The following is a 21,122-nucleotide window of genomic DNA, read 5'->3' as shown; positions in this document are numbered from 1 at the left end:
CTGTGGTTCTTGCTCGAAGCAAGTTCCACAGCGAGCCACAATAAAACATATTAACCCCAAAGCTCTCACGAGCGAGGACTGTCCGAAGCTTCGAGTAAGAACCACAGCCAAGGCGCTTCATGCGGGAGGTACCTCGTAGCGACCTTTCCAGAAGCGGAAAGAGGTGCGGCGTTCACCCATGAAGAGTTCCAGCAAAGCGATGATAATTCCAATCATCAGGATGGTCTGGAAGCGTTCTTCATACTGAACGGCCATCGTGGTGTCGAACTGAGCTTTTTCAAGTTTACTGATGTCTTCCACCAACAGTTTTGTCTGCTCTCCGCCAAAAGTGGCGAAATAGAAACTGCCCTGCCCGGCTTCTGCCAAGGCACGCAAGGCGTCCCCTTTAACCGTGGTCAGAATCGTCTGCCCCTGCCGGTCTTTTTTGTAACCTTTTAAGAACCCCATGCCATCACGAACTGGAATTGCGCCACCTTTTTCAGTTCCATAAGCCAAGGAGAAAATACGAACGCCCTCTTTAGCCATCTTCTGGGCTTCATCCAAAGCCCCTTGTTCATGGTCTTCCCCGTCCGAGGCAATTAAAATCACTCGTGTGACTTTCACAGTGTCATCGGTGGTGACGCCACCGCGTTCAAAGGCTTCTTTGGAAATTTTCAAAGCTTCAGTAAAGTTCGTTCCTTGCGAGGAAACAGAACTTGGTTCTAAAGATTCCAGATACATTTTGATCGCGCCCGGGTCATTTGTTAGCGGCGACAACAACGCCGCCGATCCGGCGAAGGCCACGATGCCGACCTTATTTCCCGGCATCAGATCCACCAAACGGCTGAGCTCGGCTTTGGCTTGTGCCAAGCGGGATGGTTTCACATCTTCGGCCATCATACTTTCAGACACATCCACGGCGAAGATGATTTCCACCCCTTCACTTTTGACTTCCTGCTGGGATTCACCCATTTGTGGGCGTGCCAGAGCAATGACAAAACAAAGAACGGCCAAAACCTGCAACGCAGTTTTGATGGAGCGTTTTTTGCGCGAAACCGAACTGGACAAGAACGGATACAATCTGGAGCCAATCGCCGTTTCCATTTTTTTTCTGGCCCGACGATCAAAGAAGATTCCAATAAGGATAATTACCGGAATCAGCCATAAATAGTTAAAGGCGGCTATGTTTTCAAAGCGAAACATTATGGCACCCTCCTTAACCAGGAACGCCCCAGCAGCAGACCCACCAGATAAAGAATCAATCCCGCAATCAGGAACGGAGGGAATTCTTCAGTGTAGTTTGTGTATTTATTCACATCAATCTTGGTTTTTTCCAAACGGTCAATGTCGTTAAAGACCTTGCGAAGCGCGCCTTCATTGGTGGCGCGATAGTATTTACCACCCGTATCCGAAGCCATGCGATTCAGAAGGTCTTCATTCACGGTGCTTTCAAATGGCTGGTAGGTCTTTACTTTCTGTCCAAAGATATCACGGCCATAAACCGGGATGCGTGTCGGGCCGTCTTTACCGATACCGATGGAATAAACTTTGATACCGTAACCTTTGGCAATTTCCAGCCCTGTTTCCGGATCAATTGTTCCAGAGTTATTTTCCCCGTCCGTCATAAAGATCATCACACGACTGCGTGCTTGCGAATCTTTCAAGCGGCCTGCAGCATTGGCCATCGCCACACCCAACGCGGTTCCGTCTTTGATTTTGGCACTGGAAGCGCTTGAGATATCGCCCACCCGTTGCAGGATCATTTGATAATCCAAAGTGGGCGGAACCATTGTGAAGGATTCCCCGGCAAACACCACCAGACCGATACGATCCGAAGTACGGCCTTCGATAAACTTCCCGATGGTTTCTTTCGCGGCCTCCAAACGATTTAGCGGCTTCATGTCTTCGATCAACATACTGTCAGACACGTCCAGACAGATGACGATATCAATACCTTCCACGTTCTTACGAACCTTGGTGTTCATCGTCTGCGGGCGGGCCAGTGCCATAATCACCAATACCAACCCCAGAGCTTTTAGAACATTCGGCAGATGCATCAAACGTGTGCGTAAAGTTGGCGCAACGGACTTCAGCAGTTCGACAGAGCCAAACTGCAACGTCGGCGTCTTCTTCTTGCGCTGCCAGAAGATCCACACCAAGACCAAAACCAAAGGAAGCAGGAACCACAAGGCCCATAAAGAATGGTAGGTCATGACGACAACCTTTCCATCTTTTCCGCCAGAACGCGGGCTTGATTCGCCAGATTCAGAACGTCGTTACTGGATAGTTTCTTTTGATCTTTAAAAGCGTGCTGATATTCGCGCAGAACTTTTTTTAGGTCCTCGGAAAGCTCGGTATAGATTTTGGAATGATACTTTTTCAGGTCCTTGATAACCAAACGTTCGCTCCATTCCAATGCTGGTACATGGAACTGGCGGGTCAGGAACAGTTTAAACATTTTATTGGTTTCAACCAGAACTTCGTTGATCTGACTGGCGTCGGCATCCTTGCCAAAAAAGACCGGATTAGCCCTTTGCAAGCGTCGGAAGTGCTGATGGAATTCCGCCAAAGGACTTAGCGCAGAATCATGTTCACGCAAACGATCCAGCATATTGCGTCTTTGCACCACTCTATACACTTTGGAAATAGCGATCAGAACCAGCAGGCCGATAAAGCCTGCCAATAGTGCCCAGTACAGCATCGGCACACCAATACTGGCTGGCCCGATGGGACCAAACGGTTCCTGCTTCACCGGGGCCTCGCCCGGTTGCTGTTGTGGCAAGACCGTCTGAACCGCATAATGAATCGGTCCTAGACTTAAAGTCTGAACACCGTCGGAAATTTGCAAATCATCGAATTGGATATTACCCGCAGAATAGACTGTCGCCTTGATGTCGGCCTGCGTAGGGGATCTGAATTCAAAGCCTAAAAAATGGATCTGATATTTCTGTTCCGGTTTCAGAACAAAATGAAGCTTTTCCTGCTGAAGATCCTTGGGGAAATCCCCGTCACAGACCAACAAAAACTCCCGGCCCACGGTGAGCTCGTTGTTCTTTAGTCCCTCGACATTGGGAATTTCCGCCTTACACTGAATCGCTGCCATTATTTTCTCTTTTTAAAGAAGGCCACCAACGGATTCACATAATCCTCGCTGGACTTCACATCCACCCGCTCCACCTGCGCCAGACGAAGCATCTTATCACGTTGATCTTTGCGTTTGTTCACAGCCTCTTCGTACTGGGTCCGGAAGCCCTGAGAAGACGTATCGACCGTGACAATTTCCCCGGTCTCGGCATCCTGCACTTCGATGACACCCATCGCAGGCAGTGAATATTCCGCAGCGTCGTTCACCACGCAGGCCACGACGTCGTGTTTTCTTCCCAGTAAACGCAGGGACTGTTCAAAGCCCTGATCCATAAAATCGCTAAAGACAAAGACCGTCGCACGTTTTTTCAAAACCCCTTGCAGGTACGAAAACCCGGCAGAAAGTTTGGTGCGATGGCTTTTGGGTTTATAGTAAAACAAATCACGCAATAGACGGTGCACATGGCCCCGTCCTTTTTTCGGCGGAACGAAGTGTTCCACCTGATCGCTGAACAACAACAGACCAATCTGGTCATTGTTCTTCACCGCAGAAAACGCCAACAGCGCTGCCATGTGAGTCATCACTTCGCCCTTGAAATAAGGACCCGTGCCAAAATCACTGGAACCGCTGACGTCCACGGCCAGAATCAAAGTCAGCTCACGCTCTTCCTCGAAGGTTTTGATATACGGTTTTCCCGTGCGCGCTGTCAGCGGCCAGGAAATCGAACGCACATCATCGCCCGGAACGTATTCCCGGAAATCCGCAAAGGTCATACCCTGGCCTTTGAATGCCGTATGGTATTCACCGGCAAAGAGATTATTCACAAGCTTCCTCGTGTTGATCTCCAGCAGTTTGACCTTTTTTAAGACCTCAGGAGGCAAACTCACTACGGCACCTCAACCTGACTTAGGATTTCTTTGATAATGTCGTCAGTTTTGATATTTTCGGCTTCCGCTTCATAGGTCAGAATCAGACGGTGGCGCAGAACGTGGTAAGCAATCGCCTTCACGTCTTCAGCCGTCACATAACCGCGGCCACGCAAGAAAGCGTGAGCCTTCGCCGCCCGATACAAGCTGATCGTCGCACGCGGTGAACCACCGACATTGATCAGATTGGCAATACGGCTAAGCCCATATTCACCCGGTTTACGGGAAGCCATGATCAATTCCACGATGTAGTTTTTAATTTTGTTATCAACATAGATCTGATCCGCACGCTCGGAAGCACGCAGCAGATCTTCTTTGGAAATCACAGAATTCACAACCGGCTTTTCGTTCATGCCCATGCGATTCAGGATTTCAAGCTCTTCGCCTTTACCCGGATAAACGACGTTGATCTTGAACATGAAACGGTCCATCTGCGCTTCCGGCAGTGGATAGGTTCCCTCTTGTTCCAAGGGATTTTGCGTCGCCAGAACCAGGAACGGAGCAGCCAGCTTGTAGGACTCTTCCCCGATGGTGACTTGTTTTTCAGCCATGGCTTCCAGAAGTGCTGATTGCACTTTGGCTGGCGCACGGTTGATCTCATCGGCCAAGACGATATTGGTGAAGATGGGCCCTTTGCGCGGAGCGAATTCACCTGATTTGGGATTAAAGATCATCGTCCCGATCAAGTCTGTCGGCAGAAGATCCGGTGTAAATTGAATACGTTGGAAATCCAAAGAGATGGATTTGGAAACCGTTGCGATGGTCAGCGTCTTCGCCAATCCCGGCACGCCTTCCAGCAGGATGTGACCTCCGGTCAGAAGGCCCATCATGATGCCCTCCACCATTTCTTTTTGCCCTACGACAACTTTGTTGATTTCCGCCATCATTTTATCAATGAACTGGCTTTCCTGCTTGATCGCGGCATTTAGGGCCATGATATCGACTTCACTCACGTTCTTGCCTCCCGGAGAATAGAACTGGGCGTGACCCGATAAGCCAACGCCCAATATATTTCACAATTATCCTAAAGACTTCGCAAGTTTAGAGTTGCCATGTCAGGAAAAACTATTTTGAGGGCTGGCATAACGCCGCGTCCTCCCGGCTTGCCAACCCGGCGATTAAGTGGGACAAATTTTATATGATTAACAACAATACAAAAGTCTGGATTTTCATTCTTTCAAGCTCCCTGGCCCTGTTGATTTTGGGCTACCAAATGGGAGAACGTCTTGGTCTTTTGATCGGCTTCTTGTTGGCGGTTCTTCTGAACCTTTTCGTCTTCATTTACGGCGAAAGTCGTGTACTGGCAAAATTGAACGCCAAAAGAATCAAGGGTCAGGATTCCTGGGGTTTGATTGACAAGGTGGAACGCCTTTCTGCCGAGCTGGCCATGCCGGCCCCGGCTGTGTACGTGACCCCCCATGCCTCTGTGAATGCGTTCTGCGTGGGGCATTCCTGGAAACGTGGCTCTTTGGGATTCACGGTGGGACTTTTAAATAAGCTAAATGACGAGGAACTCGAAGCCGTCGTTGCCCATCAAATTTGCCACATCCGTCGCCTGGATACTTTTGCTTTTAGCGTCAGCAGTACGCTGGCAAATTCCGTCGTGGGCCTGGGGCAGTTCTTGGACAATCTTCTTCCCTACAACTTGCAATTCTTTATGCCCCTGCTGTCCCCGATTGGCTGGTTGATTATCAAGATCGTGGTGGTGGAAAAATCCTTCTTTGAAAATGATCTGATGGCGTCTGAGCTTTTGGAAAGCCGTAATAAGCTGGGCGAAGTATTGTGGCGGATGGAGGGGCTGGCGCAAACTCAGCCTTTAGAAATCCCCGCCTGCACCAGTCACCTGTTTATGGTGAACCCCGAGGGCTTTAAGCAGAAGAATTTATTCTTAAAATCCCATCCCACTATTGAGGTGAGATTGCAAAAACTGATGGGTTACTACCCTATCTAACTTGACAGAATAAATAGAAAACTCAGATTAGAAAAAGGACCTGAACTATGACTGAAAAATTAGAAGCTTCTTTCTCGGTTTTGATTATGTCTGTGGCGTCTTCCGCAGTCATGGCCATGGGCCTGGCCCCGAACCCAGCCAATGGTGAAGTGAGCAAAGATAAAAATATGGCTCGCTTTAATATCGACCTTTTGGTGGTCTTGCAGCAAAAGACCAAGGGTAATTTAACTGGCGACGAAGCCAAATTTTTGGAAAACTTAATCAGTGATTTGCAAATGAAATTTGTGTCTATGTAAGGAGAATTTTTCTATGAAGACACTGCTCGTTCTTTTCCTTTCTATCGCGATGACGGCTCAAGCCCAAACCGGCGCCAAGGAGCTTCCTAAAGACCCGCCAAAAATGAAGCTGAGCGATCCACTTCCGGGCAATCTTTTTGTCGAACTGGCAAAAGCCATCAACCCGGCAGTTGTGAATATCTCTACGACAGCTTTACCAAAAAATTCCCCGCGTATGCGTGACCCGATGCTGGACATGCTGGAACAGCTTTATGGCTTCCGTATGCAGCAGCCTCAACAACAGCAACGTCCGCAACAGATGGGCTTGGGAACTGGGTTCATCATTCGTGAAGACGGTTTGATCATCACGAACAACCACGTGATCGCGGGCGCAGACGTTATCAACGTTCAGCTGAGCGAAAAATCCACGGACGTTTACGAGGCCACTTTAGTGGGTAGCGATGAGCGAACCGATATCGCTTTGATCAAGATCACTCCGAAAGGCAAACTTCCGGTGGCGGTTCTGGGGTCTTCCAACAGCGTTGAAGTCGGTGAATGGGTGGCGGCGTTCGGGAATCCGTTTGGTCACGGTCACTCGATGACAAAAGGGATTATTTCCTCTAAAGGTCGCGACATCACAGAGATCAATAAGATCCCATTGCTGCAAACAGATGCCAGCATCAATCCGGGGAACTCGGGCGGTCCACTGGTAAACACCAAAGGTCAGGTGATCGGTGTGAACTCGGCGATCGATGCCCGCGCGCAAGGAATTGGTTTTGCGATTCCGATTGATGAAGTGAAAGCCATTTTGCCTGTTCTGGAAAGCAAGGGTCGTATTGCTCGCGGATTCCTGGGTACCAACCTGGGTGATCTTGATCCTGAAGCGGCAGAGTATCTGGGACTGGGCGATGTTCGCGGCGCTGTGATCACGGGAATTGCTCCGGGCAGTCCTGCGATGAAGGCTGGTTTGAAAATGTATGACATCGTGACAGAGTTTAATGGCAAAACCATTCGCTCTACTTTGGATTTGATGGATGCGGTAGCTGATGCCCCTATTGGGAAGCCAGTAAAAACCAAGCTGATCCGTAACAACAAAGAAATGACCCTGAACGTGACGACAGCCGAACGCATGGAAGAAAAACGTGTCGCTCGTGCCGGTGTTAAAACTTATGCGGGCCAAAAGGCGCCGTTTAATTTGGGTTTCTCGGTGATTGATCCGACTCCGGAACTGCGTCAGGAATGGGGCTTGCCGGATGATATGAAACAGCCGGTGGTTATTGAAACGGAGCGCTTCTCTATCGCCACCAAAGGCGGCCTGCGGGTGGGGGATGTGATCCTGGATGTTAATAAACAGCCCGTGGATAATTCCAAAGACGTTCTGAAGTCCCTGAAAAAGGGCAAGAACACCCTGCGCATTGCCCGCAATGCTCGTATTCAGATCATTAATATTGAATAGATTTGAGCCTGTAAAATTTAATAAAGAGCACTGCTTCAAAGCCCATCTTCGGATGGGCTTTTTTATTTCGCTGCTATATAAGTAAGCACTGCCTCGTTTTGGGGCATTCGCGGGACAAAATGGCGAAATATAAAAAAATCCTCGACCTAGGTCTTTAGTTTTTCAACGTCTCACCGAGAAGAAATACGGGACCATAGCTTGGCTCCAAGATTGCGACGAAAGGGCTGCCAAAGGCGGTTCAAGATGAGCAACGGATATTGCAACAAGAACGGCAACAAGAAAGGGACTGTATGAAAGTCACCGAGGTGAAAGTTTTCCCCGTCAATGAGGACCGGCTGAAGGCCTATGTCTCGATCACTCTCGATAATTGCTTCGTGGTGAGGGATTTGAAGGTCATTCAGGGAACCAGCGGCTTGTTTGTGGCTATGCCCAGCAAGAAGCGCAAAGACGGTCAGTTCCGCGACATCGCCCATCCTCTGAACCAAGAGACCCGGGCGATGATTGAAGACCTCATTTTTGAGGCTTATGAAAAAGAACTAAAATCCATGGGTGAGACCCTGGTCAGTCTAAAACGCCAGAAAGCTCCTGGGAGCGATTACGGCAACGACGACTACTAGGCCTGACTTGATTCACCCCGGCTCCGGGCCGGGGTAGAGCTCCCTGCTCACACGCCAACGGGCCATTTAATGTGGAAATGACCCGAAACGGCGGCTTCAAACACCCCATGGAATCTTTAAGCCCGTCAGTTCCCTGACGGGCTTTTTTTAAAAGGTGCCTGGTTGTTTTTTCTGGCAATCCTGCATCATTCTTACGACGCAAGAAGTCTTTTCTTGATTTTAGGCCGCAAAATCCGTAGTTTGGGTCTTCGCAAATGCATCTTGTTGGGGTATCGACAAGTTGGTAAGTCAACAGATTTTGATTCTGTCATTCGCAGGTTCGAGTCCTGCTACCCCATCCATTTAAACCCGCCGCAAGCGGGTTTTTGTTTTTCTGCGAAGATTTCTGGGGTTCTACGGTTCTATTCTACAAAAGCTTGCTTCGCTAAACTCGCCGTTCTTGCCACCGCGATCATGCGTTTTCTGATTCGCAAATAAAATGGAAACATTATGATACGGTATGGGAAAGGCTGACTTCGCCAGTTTACCTTAATGCTTTCATACAACTCTTTTTCGATAAAACTCAACATTGATATTGCGGTTGTTATCTCAGGAGCATTCAGGACAAACCCCTCTAAGACCAACCGGCAATCTTTATGTGCTTTTTCATTAAGGCTAGAAACCTTGAGCACGTTATGAACACTCTGAATCACAAAGGGATTGCACATAGTCACCTCCAAATAAAAAAGGAAGAGCGATTAAAGAATACGATCACGACTGGTATCCAATTTGAGTTGCTGAGATTTACACGGGCATGAGAAACGGAGAACTTTATGCTCTTTCGTGGGATAACGTCGGTCTTGATCAACGCCTTATCAAAGTTGCAACCACGTGGAATCATGTTGATGGCTTTAAAGACTACACAAAAGCGGCGAGGATCGCATGTAGAAATTGCTCCTCCGCCACTTCACCTTCTTAAAGAATTAAAAATAAAGAGTGCTGATTCTGTGTTCGTTCTTCCAAGAATCGATGATTGGGATGCGGGGAGACAAGCTGAGATTCTTCGTACATTTCTTTTTGGGATCAACTTACCACGCATTCGTTTTCATGATCTTCGCGCGAGCTGGGCAACCCTCTGCTTATCAAGAGGAATAGAATCCGTGAAAGTAATGTCTATGGGAGGATGGAAAGACCTAAAGACGATGATGGTCTACGTCCGTAAAGCAGGAATCAACATCCAAGGAATGACCGACTCATTGAACTTTCATGATACCGCTCAAAATACTGGAAAGATTCTCAAACTGAAACAAACAGCCGAAGATTAGACCGTGGTATATCGTAGCACTTTAAAGTCCTACCCTAATAATTTCAATATGTTAGGGCAGCCCCCCAAAAATCTCGCCGCCATTTTTTTTTCCTTTTTACCTTCTGTTAAATCTAACTAAAGTAGGCTTGATATTTGATGCCGGGCTTCACTGGGGAGTAATTTTGACACTATTTAGTTGAATTTGTTCAATTTTTTGCCAAAATCAGGAACGAAAATGCGCTCAAATGTAATATATTAAAGATAGGACAGTTTTTGCACTGGCGCTTGAATTGCATCAAGTTTCATTGTGAGATTATTAGAGGTTGCCTATTCAGTTTATTTGGAATATTCCGATCTGAATTAAGAAGTCTAAGGAGGTAAAATGAACAATAAAGCTAAAAATACAAATGATGAAAATACCACTCAGCCCCTAGACAGTGCCGAGAAAAAATAATAGTTTTTTGTTTATCTTTATATAATTTGAAAATACCCTGCTTTTAGCAGGGTTTTTTTTTACTAGGAGCCTTAGTGATTAAGAGAATTGGCATACACAACTTCAAGGCGTTTGGCGAACTCCACTACATCGACTTCTCAAATCTTACGTTACTATCGGGTCTTAATAGCTCGGGTAAAAGTTCCATTTATCAGGTTTTATTACTATTAACTCAATCTTTTGAAAGTTCGCGGCACGAGCGTACTGGAGAAGTTCCCATTTTAACCTTGAATGGTGATCTTCTACAGTTGGGCAAAAAAGAAGAAATTCTTAATGATCAAAATACAAAGAGCGTAAGATTTGATCTGCTCTTTACTAATAACGTTGAACTGGACTTAGAGTTTACCCTTCACACACATTCCACTCACGGCATGCATTCTGAAGACTTTATGCTTACTCGCCTAAAGTTTCTCAATAATCGTTCGGGTGCAAAGTACGATCTGAAATACAATCTAAAATCCAATGGATGGTCTATAAAAGCGTCATCAGTACTAGAGATCAGCGAACGCTCTTTTGAACGCGTATTCCATAGACACCTGAAAGACGTCACTCCCAAGGATGCGGTACTATATAATCCAGATGTAGAATTCAGTGAGATCACAGGAGTCACATTTTTTGGCTATGATTTGCTAAGTTTTAAAATTAAAAATGAAGACCTCATACAATGTATTAATCCCGAGTATCGGGATAAGCTGGATATCGCAAAAATCAAAGAACTTTATCTAAAAGAGAACAACACCGAATACAACGAAACGCACGTAACTTTAGAAAACAATTATAAAATCACAAACTCTAATCTTTTATTTCGCAAAGACATCAAGTATATCCCGCCTTTCCGGGGATATCCGAGACGCTTTTATACTGAGGGATCTATAAATAATCCTTTAATCGAATTCAATAAACACCAAAATGAAAAGGTTAAGTATCATTACGATATGGAAAAAAAAGTCGCTAATACTTCAAAACTCAGTGAGGCATTACACTTTTGGATCGTGGATCAGTTCAAGTTTGCAGAAGAAGTAAAAGTTGACGAGGCTATCCCCGGTTATACCTCAGAAATATTTCTACTTAAATCCAACAAAAAGATTCCAATCAATAATATGGGCTTTGGAGTAAGCCAAATTCTTCCAATAGTTTTCAACCTACTTCAGGCAAATTCATCTAGAATCTTTATAGTAGATGAACCGGAAATTCATCTACATCCAGAAATTCAATCTAAACTGGCAGATTTTTTTATTCATATGGCTCTTGTTGGAAAAACCATTATTTTAGAGTCTCACAGTGAATATCTAATCAATAGCTTGGTATATTATATGGTTAAATATCCACATCTCAAAGATTCAATGAAGCTATATTGGGTAGAACAGTTTCAATCATCAGCCAAAACTAAAGAAATCACCTTCGATGAGTTTGGCTTCATGGATAATGCTCCCATGGGTTTTCTTACCGAGAGTGAATCAACCACGGACAAGTTAAATGCCCTGAGACTTCAAAAGATGAGTAAATCTAATGGCTAAACCAAAATTTTCTTGCACCATTAGTCCGGAAGTAGAAGAAAAGATTATAAAGCAGGAAGATCTCGATATCATCGCAGATTTTTTTATTTCACTCAAAGAGTCGACATCACCTTTAAAGGACTATCTGTTAGTTTTTTTGCCAGGTAGCCTAAAAAGTTATATTACACATCCAAAATTGAAAACCGCGTGGAGCATATTACAGTCCGGTGGATCACAGTCGATATTTTCCACTGTTTACCCTCCCCAATACGAGCACTGCGAATCTGCTTGCGTGGCGCCTCTAGTTGAAAAAACTCTTCCTGAGTCGACTGCTAGGTTAATAATTAATTTCTTACATGATGCGAATTTTCCAATAATCTTAAGTAATACCGAGAACACAATCTCGAAGTTGGAATGCTCCTCTTGCATTGGGAAAAAGCTATGTGGTGAGTCCTTCTCTTTTAGTACAACGAATCTTCCTAGTACATTAAATAAAATGAGAGACTTGCAAAAAGAAATGCTATCTGATCTAAAAAAATCAGACGGAATTACTTTTGAAAAAATATCCGAAGAACAACTAAGAATGACCATTTTTCTGATGTGTGTCGCTCAAGATGTACCTCATGATAAAATACACAATGTTTCAAACATGTTTTTTACTTCTGATTTTTTATCCGACATCCGCAATTTGTCAGGTAAGGACGTAAAAAATATTTCTTATTGCTCCTTCCGGGCAGCTACATATCCGCCTCTCGATGACAGACAAAATGCGTGTGAGTTCTCCATAGATTGGCACCAAGAATCACCAAAAGAAATTGATGGAATACCTCTTTTTAGGTGCGACGTGGTGGAGCCAAACGAACGAGGAAAAATTAAAAGCGGCAGTAAAAGAGTGCTTTTGGGTAACCACGACGGATTGAAGGTTTTTCTCGCCTATAGTCCAGATCATGATTTTGATCATGCAGTTATTAAAGAAAGAATTAATAAGATGAAAAACGAGGTCGCCGAAAGCAGGCGAAAAAGAATCCGCTTAGTATAAGCATTTTCGCGGAAGAAATCCTCTATACTTATCCGTCGTTATTGGTAGTTATTACGATAATTTTACCCATATAATCAATAGCTCAGATATACTTAAAGATCCCCATCCATTTAAACCTCCTTTACGGAGGTTTTTGTGTTTTCTGAGATAGCATAACAATTTTACGGTTCTACTCGTTCGATGGTGGAACATCACTCAAAATCTCAAACATCTTAATATTTAGCAAACGAGATTGCAGCCCCGGCTCTGGAAGGTTAGGCCGGAACCCAACCTAGCAAGACCAAGTCCTGCCAGCTGGTTCCAAACCAGCCGCCACCTAGCGCTTACAACCAATCACTGCCAACCCATGAATGGAATTTTTAAAGCGCTTTAGTTTGCCTTTTTCATTCTGAATCGTCAGGAAGTCACACTTCGTGCCGCTGCAAGTTTCACTGGAGAAAACATATTCAACACCGGCAGCCTTATCTGCAATTTTCACCTTTTTTTCAGGACCCCATTCACGTTCATCAAGCGCTTTGAAGGCGTCGACTTGTTCACGCGTCAACGCAAGAATCCTTGCGCCCGGGTTCGCAGACGACGACACAATCAGGTTGTTTCCTATCTGGTGAATCTGCAAAACAGACTGAATACACTGGCCCGTCTGGACATAGTAAGAATTGTCCGAGGTAAACGTATATCCACGAGCATTAAAGGCTGCATAGTTCTGCAAGAAGGCTCCGGAGATCTGATACTGCCGATCATCAATTCTGGCAAGCCCCAGGTATTCATGAAGCAGAATCGCCATCGCCCGGCTTTGTACTTCCAGTAAGTCCAAACCGCACAGCTTGGAAGAAACGAAAATCTCGTTGGCATCGGGATAGTTAATGGCATCTTTCAGTTGCCCGTCCAGACTAAGGCTTTCACTTAAATAGAACTTAGCCACGGAAATCTTGTACAAAAGAGCTTCTCTTTGCCCCTCGCTCAACAGCTTGGGCATCTCTAAAATCAGACTTACAAGCTTCTCGGTATTTTGGTGGATGGACAAAGCGCAAGAATTCCCGCCGCCACCCGTTCGAGGTCCCTGGGTTTTCAAAAATGTCTGAAAGTCCTTAATACCTTTTAATTGCGCATTATCCAGAATCAAAATGCGGTCAGGCTGAATTAAGTCCTTAGTCTCTACACGACCGGCGTCCGATGTTAATTTTGGAAGGTTTGTGATTTTTAAGTCCGCAGGGCCAGAATCCAAAGCAAAGGCATTCAAAGCGAAAAACGTCACACACGTGATTAATAACTTTTCGCTAAACTGTTTGTAGATCATAAAAATGTCCTTTGTCTGCTTTAATTAGTACAAAGCAAGGGACATACCACGGCGGTGGCTCAAAATGAGACAATGCCTTAAACCCGGAAAAGATCGATATTAAAACAAAAGGCGTCTTCGGGCTCTGAGGGGTCCGCGACTTTATTAAAGTCATTGATGAAATAGGCGATCTTTTTCTTCAGCTTTTCAAAGTCCTCTTCAGAGAAAGACTGAATCGCGCTGTAATGGGTCGCATCCCGGTCATTTCTTTGGACATTGTCCATGGCGCGGGCACGCCAGTTCGTGTGATGACTACTAATCCAGGCACTGCTGTCTTCCAAATGAATATTGGATGAATTCCAACGGAACTTGTCGCCGCTCTTTTTAATAAGTTCCATTTTCTCAAGATAACTTGTAACCGCAGCAATACTCTCCGGATTCAGATTCAGCCTTTTCCCCAGGCTTGCCACACTTTGAAACTGAGGTACCGATGTCAGGGTATGAATAGCCGTCGCAAGCCAGGTAGCATAATAGAAGCCTATGCTTGAATCCCGTTCCGTAATAATGATGGAATCCTTTTGCTGGTTCTTAAGCCTAAAGGCCTCGCGGGCCATTTCTTTGCCTTTGCCTTCAAGACGCCGACGAAGCGACGGTGTTACCGCCTTTTCCTTATCAATAAGCAGATAGAAATAGTCTTGCTCAAAGTCTGATAGTTCCAGGTATTCTGCGATCCCATAGGCTTGGTCCAAGCTCAGCTGCCCCTTGCCTTTGAGGCAAGTGGACAAATAGGACTTTTGGGTCTGGGCGGCGTCAGCCAAACGAGTCAGTGCACCCCTTTCAGCATCACAATAAGCTTTTAAGAAAGCCTTATAGGACTTGAAATCAAATATATTCATGACCCGCACCACCCTCTAAAGTTTAGACAATTGTACACTAAAACTGAACGTAACGTTTACTAATTAATAACGTCTATCTGTTTTTGAGACATGGTCGAGGTTATATTGCATGTGAGTTACAGATACCAATTCACAAGCTAAGCCCTCCCCCCTTGAGCTCAGCAACTATTAAAGGAGTTTTTATGAAAAACATGATTCTGGTTTCTTTGTTCACAGTAATGATGGCTTCTTCTGCATTTGCCGGTTCAAAATACAATGACTCTCTGAAAAAGATCGACGCGGTCCTTTCCGACGCAAGTGTGATCTCGGCATTGAACGGTGAAGCTGTGCAAAAAGTTGAAGTCGGCGGCGATGACAATCTTGATGTTCAAATCACTTCAGACAGCTGCCAAACGATCGTGGGTTTGACATACGTTATTTCCAACGAAGAAATCATTGGCTACAAAGTCGAAAATATCGCTTCTTGCCAATAGCTGAATTGCTGCTGGCAATAAAGCAGCGGCATAAACCTTAAAATAAATAACTAAAAAAATGGAATCCTCTATGAAAAAAGTATTCTGCGCACTTCTGATGCTGGGTCTTAGCTCAACAGCCCTGGCTGCCAAGCCCTACTATGTTTGCAGCCTGAATCACGCCGGTCCATATGTACAGGCCGATGCCGAAATCCTTATTCAATTTAAAGGCAATCAGATTGCCATCAAGGGCAGCGAGGCTACAGGTACCTGCATTGGCGAAGTAAAGTATATGGGTAGTGATGGTCACTATGGTTCAAGATTCAGCTTTGGTGGCGATTACGGCAAAGCCAATGCGAACTGCAACAAGTTTGACGATGTTCAATGGTACTCTACAAACGAAGGTTTTGCTTCCCTTCACCCCAATACAACCGTGGACTTGGACAATATCTTCGTCGGCGGCGTTTGGGCTAGATACACCTGCAAATAAACCAACCCACACAGGAGTCCTTTTATGCGCTTTATTCTATCATTGGCTTTAATTCTTAGTTCCTCTTTGGCATTTGCTGGTGGCGACAACGCCTCAACAACAAAATGCGAAGCTGGCAAATACAAACTTAAAATCAAAAGAAAAGGTTCTTTCTTTGGAGAAGACAGAATCGTTCTTCAACACGGATGGTCTCGTCTGAGTGAAGAATACCAACAGGACTGGAGCCCGGAAGGAAACACAGCCATCGAAAAATTGGCACTTAAAGAGCTGCCTTGTTCTAGTAGCGATTTTTATCAATTTCTAGAGTCCGCAAGCACCTATGTCTTACAGTCCTATCCAGGTGGCTCAACATGCGAAGACGCCGGTGAAATCGCAACAACGTACGTTCAACTTAAAAGTACCGGGCAAATTTTAAAATTCACCGATTGCGAAAAGGACTGATTTCTCAGTGGCATTTGGGCTAGGTATGCCTGTAAATAGCTCTGCTTTAAAAGGCTCCGCAAGGGGCCTTTTTCCATAATCAAAGGTCAAATCTACAAAAAATTCAAAACTCCTTGCCTATCCCCCCGTTTTTATGGGATTTTTCCCCACCATCCCCTCAAAACCAGGAAATACGTTATGCAAGACTTTATCCCTCCACAACCACCGAAATCCTTCCGCATTGTTCTGGAGCTGTTCAAATCTGCCAAACGCCTGGATGGGGTTCTACTGACGGCGATCAAAAATCAAAACGAAGACCTGAACCTGCGCGAGATCTCTCGCACCGAATACAAGGCCCTGTTCAACTCCGGAAAAATTCTGATTAAAGGTCAAAGAGCCACGCCGTCCTCTTCCGTTGCGAAGGGCATTACCTACGTGGATATCCTGGGTTTCAAAAACAAATAGTTTTAAAGATGCGGGATGCTTTATGGAGCACCCCCGTGCAATCACCCAACGGCATTCTTGAATTCCTTTTCCGATCTATATGCCAAAGCACAACTTGCCTGCCTCAGGAAGTAGCGAGAACCTTAGAGACAGCAAGGAGGCCGCCGTGGAAGAAAAGGAACCTCATGTCGAGTTTACCGCTGAAATGGAAAAGGTCGATCACCTGATCAGAGGCATCCCCATTGTCATGATGACCTTCATCAACGACAACAACAAACTGTGCAGTTTCCCTTTGCTGAATCAGGATTTGGAATTTGATGGCAGTTTATGGTTTTTGATCTCGAAAAGTTCCGCAAAGTTTCAAGATCTGCAAAAGCATAACGACGTCAGCCTGTCTTACTCTGACAAGAACAAATGTGTTTCCATCAATGGCATCGTCGAGTTCACTGAAAATCGGGACATGGTTCGAGAACTATGGCAAAAACCCCATGAGGCCTGGTTCCCTGACGGACCTCAGGACCCGACAATTCAACTGCTAAAGGTGCATGTTCAAACTGTGGAATATTGGGAAGGTCATACCTCCCCTATTTACAAAATGATTGATTTTGTAAAGGGTGCTTTGGGACGACCCACCAACAAGGAAAGCCATAGCTCCTTTGATTTAAAGCACTGACTTAGTTTAATCGACGAATATAAAGTGACACAGAAACTCTCTGACCACCCACTTGGCCACTCAGTTCCGTGAGCAGGCCCTCGTGAAGGCGCAGGACCGCTGACTGCTGAAACAAGTTTTCCCCGGTCATTTTGCTGGCGCCGGTAAAGTGGAAAAGAGCGCTAAAAGAATTCAGCTCCGAGGTTTCATTTTCAAAGCGATAGGCCACTGAAGCCAAGGAAAGAACGATCCCGTGTTTCTTTTGAAGTTCTTCCGGGGCTGCGAAATATCCTCCCTTGGCGCGCAGGTCAGTACTCAAGTTGATAATCTGCTCTCCAACCAATGGAAGATAAACTTCTGTCTGACAGTCTTCATCCACACACCATAAGGCCGACACCTCGATGGCAGGATGATGGGCAACAGGTTCTTCCGTCTGTGGGGCTTCATCAGAGCGGCTATAACTATTGCAATGATTCCGCCGACAGACTTCAAGCTGCAGATCTTTCTTAAAATAATTTAGCGTAAATACAGGCGCGTCCGTTTCTGAAGAGTCTTGAACAGACAGCTGACCTTCCGCCGCCGCAAGAATTTTGTACTTAATTTTAGTGAAGTGTGCCCCCAAAGTCAGAATCTCGTCCACCGCATCCGAACCGATGAAAAGCCAGCTCTGATAATATTCTCCATACCCACCATCGGCGGGCAGATAATTTTTGGCAACCCAAGTCCCCTGAATATCTTCGGGGACTTCAGAAGCAGAAGCAGAAGCAAAACATGTACATAAAAGCGCCAAACAAAGAACTAGTTCTTTCACGGAGACCTGCTTTTGCCAAAAGGTTCACTATGAACATGACTATCTCTTTAGGACCATCCGGGAGTCAACAGCCTTGCGCATTGTCACTAGTGAAATCACCACAGCCACCGCAGAAATCAGTGCAGCACCGGCACCAAGCGCAACCAAACCCGGGCCGTGATCAATAACAATTCCTCCACCCCACGCCCCAAGAGCATTCCCGACATTGAAGGCTGCGATATTCAGCGCTGATGCCAACACGGGGGCCTGACTTGCACTTTCCAGAACATTCATTTGCAACGGCGGAACCGTCGCAAATCCAGCAAAACCTAACAGGAAGACAAGAACAAACATGGCCAGATAATTATCCGAAAAAAGTGAATACGCCCCACTGACCACCGTCAAAGCCACAAGACTGCCGACAAGTGCAAGGTTCAAGTTTCTGTCAGCAAGCTTTCCTCCGAAAATATTTCCGAAAATCAATCCCAACCCAAACAGCAACAGCAGCGGAGAAATCCAGGATTCAGGCAACTTCGTCAGCGTTGTTAAAATCGGTGAAATATAGGTAAAAATCGCAAATACGGCGGCAAACCCAACAACTGTAATTGCCAGACCGCTAATTACCTTTGGCTGTCGTATAGCTTCAAGTTCCGCCTTCAGATTGACTTCAGTTTGGCCATTATCCGTTGGAATAAACAAAGAAAGTGCCAGCATTGCCAAGGGTCCAATAGCCGTCACCGCCCAAAACGTCGAGCGCCAGCCAAAGTGCTGCCCCAGCCAGGTTCCAAAGGGAACTCCCGCAATATTGGCAACCGTCAGACCCGTGAACATCAGGGCAATGGCAAGAGCCTTTTGATCTTTACGAACAACATTCGTAGCCACGACAGAACCGATTCCAAAGAATGTTCCATGCGCAAATGAAGTAACAACTCTGGCAATCATCAACAATGAATAATCCGTCGCCAAAGCACAGATAAGGTTTCCAATAGTAAAGATCCCCATCAGTAAAATCAGCATTCGTTTTTTTGAAGATCGTATTGCCAGTATAGACAAGACCGGAGCCCCAATGGCGACCCCCAGCGCGTAGCCACTAATAAGCATTCCCGCTGATGAAATGCTCACCCCTAAATCGCGACTGATTTCCTGTAATAATCCCATGATAACGAACTCTGTCGTTCCGATACCAAAGGCGCCGATCATCAGCGCATAGATCGCCAGGGGAATCTTTCCTTTTTCTTCAGTAATACTTGTGTTCATAGTTTCCATAAAAATTCCTTAAACAATCAGTCCCAAATCGGGGAAAAGTCAGGATTTGCCAGGCGCTCTCCCCGATCCAGCTGTTCAATGGCCTCAAAGTCTTGTGCAGTTAAAAGTCCTTTTCGCACCTTCAGATTTGACAGAAGATTCTTTCTCTTTGTCGAAGACGGGATCACAATCATGCCCCTGTCCAATAACCACGCCAAAGCAATCTCTGCCGGAGTCGTTTCATACTTGTGCGCAATTTTCTGAAGAACCTCATCGGTCATCACTTTACCGTAAGCCAGCGGCATATAGGCAGTAACCTTGATGCCATGAGTTTGGCAGAAGTCGATCACTTTTTGATTCTGCAAGAAAGGATGAACCTCAATCTGATTTGTCAAAAGAGCTTCCGTTCCGACAATCTCAATAGCCTGCTTCATCTGAGCCACAGTAAAGTTCGACAACCCGATATTTTTCGTCAGCCCCATCACGACAGCTTCTTGCAGTGCCTCCAGCGTTTCATGCAAAGGAACTTCATCCTTCGGGGATGGCCAGTGAATCAAAGTCAGATCCACGTTATCAGTGCCAAGTTTTTTTAAGCTTTCTTGCAGACTTGGGATCAAATTTTTCCCGGATAGATTTGAAGTCCATATCTTGGTGGTTAGAAAAATATCTTTCCGATCAACAGCTGACTGCCTTAATGCGACGCCAACAGCCTCTTCATTGTCATAAATCTGTGCTGTATCAATGTGGCGATAGCCAAGATCCAATCCAGCCACAACCGAAGCTTGCGCTTCAAGACCCTTAAGTCGAAAAGTTCCTAAACCAATTTGGGGGATTTCCATATATTGCTCCTTTAATCGTTCCTGCAAATAATAGCGGCGAATTTATTGTTTATTAAGACAACAAAATGCAATATATTATTGCATTAGGAGCAATAATGAAAATCACTCTGGATGAAATTCATATTTTTGTAACTATCGTTGATACGGGGTCTTTGACCAAAGCCGCAGATCAACTCGGCCAACCCCTCTCAAGTCTTAGCCGCAGCCTGGGAAGATTGGAAAGCAAGCTGGACGTCAGTCTTTTCCGTCGAACGACCCGCCGTATAGACCTCACCGAAGAGGGCGAGCGCTTTCTAAGCAACGCGCGAGAAATTCTTCATCAAATCGAAGTCGCTGAGGACTCCGTCAAGGATAAAGCGCAGGCTCCATCGGGATTAATCCGCGTGGACTCAGCTTCTCCTTTCGTCCTTCATTCCATTGTCCCGGTCATGAATGAGTTTAAAAGCCTTTACCCTGATATTTCTTTTGAAATTCACAGCCACGATCGCATCATTGATCTTCTGGAAAAGCGCATTGATGTCGCCATTCGCATTGGAACTCTTGAGGATTCAACCCTGCGTGCCGCCCACCTCGGCACCAGCCGTCTAAGAATCCTAGCCAGCCCGGGTTATTTAAACAAACATGGCATCCCCAAAAAAGTGGAGGATCTTGCAAAACATCATCTTCTTGGCTTTACAGCCCCCAGAGAACTGAATCAATGGCCCTTAAAGACGAAACATGGAAACTATTCCGTCGAAAGTCCCTGCATTGCCGCATCCAGTGGGGAAACTCTTCTACAGCTGGCAAAATCCGGATTGGGAATTACCTGTTTGTCTGACTTTATGACCCAGCAAGAACGCTCTTCAGGAGAGCTGGTCCAGATACTAAAATCCCACACCATGGATGTGCGGCAGGACATCCATGCCGTTTACTATAAAAATCTAAACCCCTCACGACGGACGACACTTTTTGTTCAGTTTCTGAAAGAGAAGCTAAAGCCCATTCTAAAGAATAGCTTTTCTGACAGTTAATAAATC

General features: G+C 45.6%; 24 protein-coding genes and 1 tRNA gene. 14 read left to right on the top strand and 11 right to left on the bottom strand.

What is annotated here, in order from left to right:
• Positions 1–117: 117 nt before the first annotated feature.
• From EZJ49_RS07590 to EZJ49_RS07570, 5 genes are all read right to left on the bottom strand, one after another.
• Positions 118–1,182 (bottom strand): vWA domain-containing protein, encoded by a 1,065-nt coding sequence (locus EZJ49_RS07590; RefSeq protein WP_262555644.1) that lies wholly within the window; start codon positions 1,180–1,182, stop codon positions 118–120.
• A complete protein-coding gene (locus tag EZJ49_RS07585; protein WP_262555642.1) occupies positions 1,182–2,192 on the bottom strand; it encodes a vWA domain-containing protein in 1,011 nt (336 codons plus the stop codon). The genes EZJ49_RS07590 and EZJ49_RS07585 overlap by 1 nt, the downstream gene beginning before the upstream one ends.
• A complete protein-coding gene (locus EZJ49_RS07580) occupies positions 2,189–3,082 on the bottom strand; it encodes a hypothetical protein (protein ID WP_262555640.1) in 894 nt (297 codons plus the stop codon). Before EZJ49_RS07580 ends, EZJ49_RS07585 begins: the two co-directional genes overlap by 4 nt.
• Positions 3,082–3,888, bottom strand: coding sequence for a DUF58 domain-containing protein (locus EZJ49_RS07575; protein WP_262555638.1), 807 nt, complete (start codon positions 3,886–3,888; stop codon positions 3,082–3,084). Before EZJ49_RS07575 ends, EZJ49_RS07580 begins: the two co-directional genes overlap by 1 nt.
• A 62-nt stretch (positions 3,889–3,950) precedes the next feature.
• Positions 3,951–4,925 carry an AAA family ATPase gene (locus tag EZJ49_RS07570; RefSeq protein WP_410468762.1) on the bottom strand — a complete coding sequence of 325 codons (975 nt, stop codon included), beginning with the start codon at positions 4,923–4,925 and terminating at the stop codon, positions 3,951–3,953.
• Positions 4,926–5,128: 203 nt separating this feature from the next.
• On the opposite strand from EZJ49_RS07570, the gene EZJ49_RS07565 reads away from it, so the two are divergent.
• The 5 genes from EZJ49_RS07565 (at position 5,129) to EZJ49_RS07545 (ending at position 8,630) form a co-directional block, all read left to right on the top strand.
• Positions 5,129–5,941, top strand: coding sequence for a M48 family metalloprotease (locus EZJ49_RS07565; protein ID WP_262555634.1), 813 nt, complete (start codon positions 5,129–5,131; stop codon positions 5,939–5,941).
• A 47-nt stretch (positions 5,942–5,988) separates the two neighbouring features.
• Complete coding sequence (locus EZJ49_RS07560) at positions 5,989–6,237, top strand: DUF1844 domain-containing protein (protein WP_262555633.1); 249 nt, start codon at positions 5,989–5,991, stop codon at positions 6,235–6,237.
• 13 nt (positions 6,238–6,250) lie between these two features.
• A complete protein-coding gene (locus tag EZJ49_RS07555; RefSeq protein ID WP_262555631.1) occupies positions 6,251–7,672 on the top strand; it encodes a trypsin-like peptidase domain-containing protein in 1,422 nt (473 codons plus the stop codon).
• A gap of 290 nt (positions 7,673–7,962) precedes the next feature.
• Positions 7,963–8,289 (top strand): septation regulator SpoVG, encoded by a 327-nt coding sequence (spoVG, locus tag EZJ49_RS07550; protein WP_011165187.1) that lies wholly within the window; start codon positions 7,963–7,965, stop codon positions 8,287–8,289.
• A gap of 265 nt (positions 8,290–8,554) precedes the next feature.
• Positions 8,555–8,630: transfer RNA gene (locus EZJ49_RS07545), tRNA-Gln, on the top strand.
• Positions 8,631–8,690: 60 nt separating this feature from the next.
• Here EZJ49_RS07545 and EZJ49_RS07540 read toward each other — a convergent pair.
• Positions 8,691–8,996, bottom strand: coding sequence for a hypothetical protein (locus EZJ49_RS07540; protein WP_262555627.1), 306 nt, complete (start codon positions 8,994–8,996; stop codon positions 8,691–8,693).
• Positions 8,997–9,173: 177 nt separating this feature from the next.
• Between EZJ49_RS07540 and EZJ49_RS07535 the strand changes: the two genes are divergently transcribed.
• The 3 genes from EZJ49_RS07535 to EZJ49_RS07525 all read left to right on the top strand — a co-directional run bounded on the left by EZJ49_RS07535 (position 9,174) and on the right by EZJ49_RS07525 (position 12,602).
• Positions 9,174–9,593 carry a tyrosine-type recombinase/integrase gene (locus tag EZJ49_RS07535; RefSeq protein WP_262555625.1) on the top strand — a complete coding sequence of 140 codons (420 nt, stop codon included), beginning with the start codon at positions 9,174–9,176 and terminating at the stop codon, positions 9,591–9,593.
• Between the two features lie 509 nt (positions 9,594–10,102).
• Positions 10,103–11,584 (top strand): ATP-binding protein, encoded by a 1,482-nt coding sequence (locus EZJ49_RS07530; protein ID WP_262555623.1) that lies wholly within the window; start codon positions 10,103–10,105, stop codon positions 11,582–11,584.
• A complete protein-coding gene (locus tag EZJ49_RS07525; protein ID WP_262555621.1) occupies positions 11,577–12,602 on the top strand; it encodes a hypothetical protein in 1,026 nt (341 codons plus the stop codon). The genes EZJ49_RS07530 and EZJ49_RS07525 overlap by 8 nt, the downstream gene beginning before the upstream one ends.
• Before the next feature lie 316 nt (positions 12,603–12,918).
• Here the strand turns inward: EZJ49_RS07525 and EZJ49_RS07520 are convergent, their stop codons facing one another.
• Together EZJ49_RS07520 and EZJ49_RS07515 are read right to left on the bottom strand one after the other, a co-directional pair.
• Positions 12,919–13,899 carry a hypothetical protein gene (locus EZJ49_RS07520; RefSeq protein WP_262555620.1) on the bottom strand — a complete coding sequence of 327 codons (981 nt, stop codon included), beginning with the start codon at positions 13,897–13,899 and terminating at the stop codon, positions 12,919–12,921.
• 77 nt (positions 13,900–13,976) lie between these two features.
• The gene (locus tag EZJ49_RS07515; protein WP_262555618.1) at positions 13,977–14,774 is read right to left on the bottom strand and encodes a DUF4423 domain-containing protein; all 798 of its coding nucleotides are present in this window, start codon (positions 14,772–14,774) and stop codon (positions 13,977–13,979) included.
• A gap of 182 nt (positions 14,775–14,956) precedes the next feature.
• On the opposite strand from EZJ49_RS07515, the gene EZJ49_RS07510 reads away from it, so the two are divergent.
• The 5 genes from EZJ49_RS07510 to EZJ49_RS07490 all read left to right on the top strand — a co-directional run bounded on the left by EZJ49_RS07510 (position 14,957) and on the right by EZJ49_RS07490 (position 17,253).
• Positions 14,957–15,247: a hypothetical protein gene (locus EZJ49_RS07510; RefSeq protein WP_262555616.1), complete on the top strand. Its 291-nt coding sequence runs from the start codon at positions 14,957–14,959 to the stop codon at positions 15,245–15,247.
• 70 nt (positions 15,248–15,317) lie between these two features.
• A complete protein-coding gene (locus EZJ49_RS07505; protein WP_262555614.1) occupies positions 15,318–15,716 on the top strand; it encodes a hypothetical protein in 399 nt (132 codons plus the stop codon).
• 24 nt (positions 15,717–15,740) lie between these two features.
• Positions 15,741–16,157 carry a hypothetical protein gene (locus EZJ49_RS07500; protein WP_262555612.1) on the top strand — a complete coding sequence of 139 codons (417 nt, stop codon included), beginning with the start codon at positions 15,741–15,743 and terminating at the stop codon, positions 16,155–16,157.
• Positions 16,158–16,334: 177 nt separating this feature from the next.
• Positions 16,335–16,601: a hypothetical protein gene (locus EZJ49_RS07495; RefSeq protein ID WP_262555610.1), complete on the top strand. Its 267-nt coding sequence runs from the start codon at positions 16,335–16,337 to the stop codon at positions 16,599–16,601.
• A gap of 145 nt (positions 16,602–16,746) precedes the next feature.
• The gene (locus EZJ49_RS07490; RefSeq protein ID WP_262555608.1) at positions 16,747–17,253 is read left to right on the top strand and encodes a pyridoxamine 5'-phosphate oxidase family protein; all 507 of its coding nucleotides are present in this window, start codon (positions 16,747–16,749) and stop codon (positions 17,251–17,253) included.
• A gap of 1 nt (position 17,254) precedes the next feature.
• Here the strand turns inward: EZJ49_RS07490 and EZJ49_RS07485 are convergent, their stop codons facing one another.
• From EZJ49_RS07485 to dkgB, 3 genes are read right to left on the bottom strand one after another with little or no spacing between them, the layout of a single operon-like run.
• The gene (locus EZJ49_RS07485) at positions 17,255–18,043 is read right to left on the bottom strand and encodes a hypothetical protein (protein ID WP_262555606.1); all 789 of its coding nucleotides are present in this window, start codon (positions 18,041–18,043) and stop codon (positions 17,255–17,257) included.
• Positions 18,044–18,082: 39 nt separating this feature from the next.
• A complete protein-coding gene (locus EZJ49_RS07480; protein ID WP_410468761.1) occupies positions 18,083–19,246 on the bottom strand; it encodes an MFS transporter in 1,164 nt (387 codons plus the stop codon).
• Positions 19,247–19,305: 59 nt separating this feature from the next.
• The gene (dkgB, locus tag EZJ49_RS07475) at positions 19,306–20,106 is read right to left on the bottom strand and encodes a 2,5-didehydrogluconate reductase DkgB (RefSeq protein ID WP_262555601.1); all 801 of its coding nucleotides are present in this window, start codon (positions 20,104–20,106) and stop codon (positions 19,306–19,308) included.
• Between the two features lie 95 nt (positions 20,107–20,201).
• Here dkgB and EZJ49_RS07470 point away from each other — a divergent pair, with 95 nt between their 5' ends.
• Positions 20,202–21,116: a LysR family transcriptional regulator gene (locus tag EZJ49_RS07470; protein ID WP_262555599.1), complete on the top strand. Its 915-nt coding sequence runs from the start codon at positions 20,202–20,204 to the stop codon at positions 21,114–21,116.
• The last annotated feature ends 6 nt before the right edge of the window (positions 21,117–21,122 follow it).

It is taken from the genome of Bdellovibrio bacteriovorus, assembly GCF_025558485.1.
GTDB classification, from domain to species: Bacteria; Bdellovibrionota; Bdellovibrionia; order Bdellovibrionales; family Bdellovibrionaceae; genus Bdellovibrio; species Bdellovibrio bacteriovorus_G.
The sequence above is the reverse complement of the archived record's forward strand: the minus strand, read 5'-3'. Positions and strand labels throughout refer to the sequence as shown.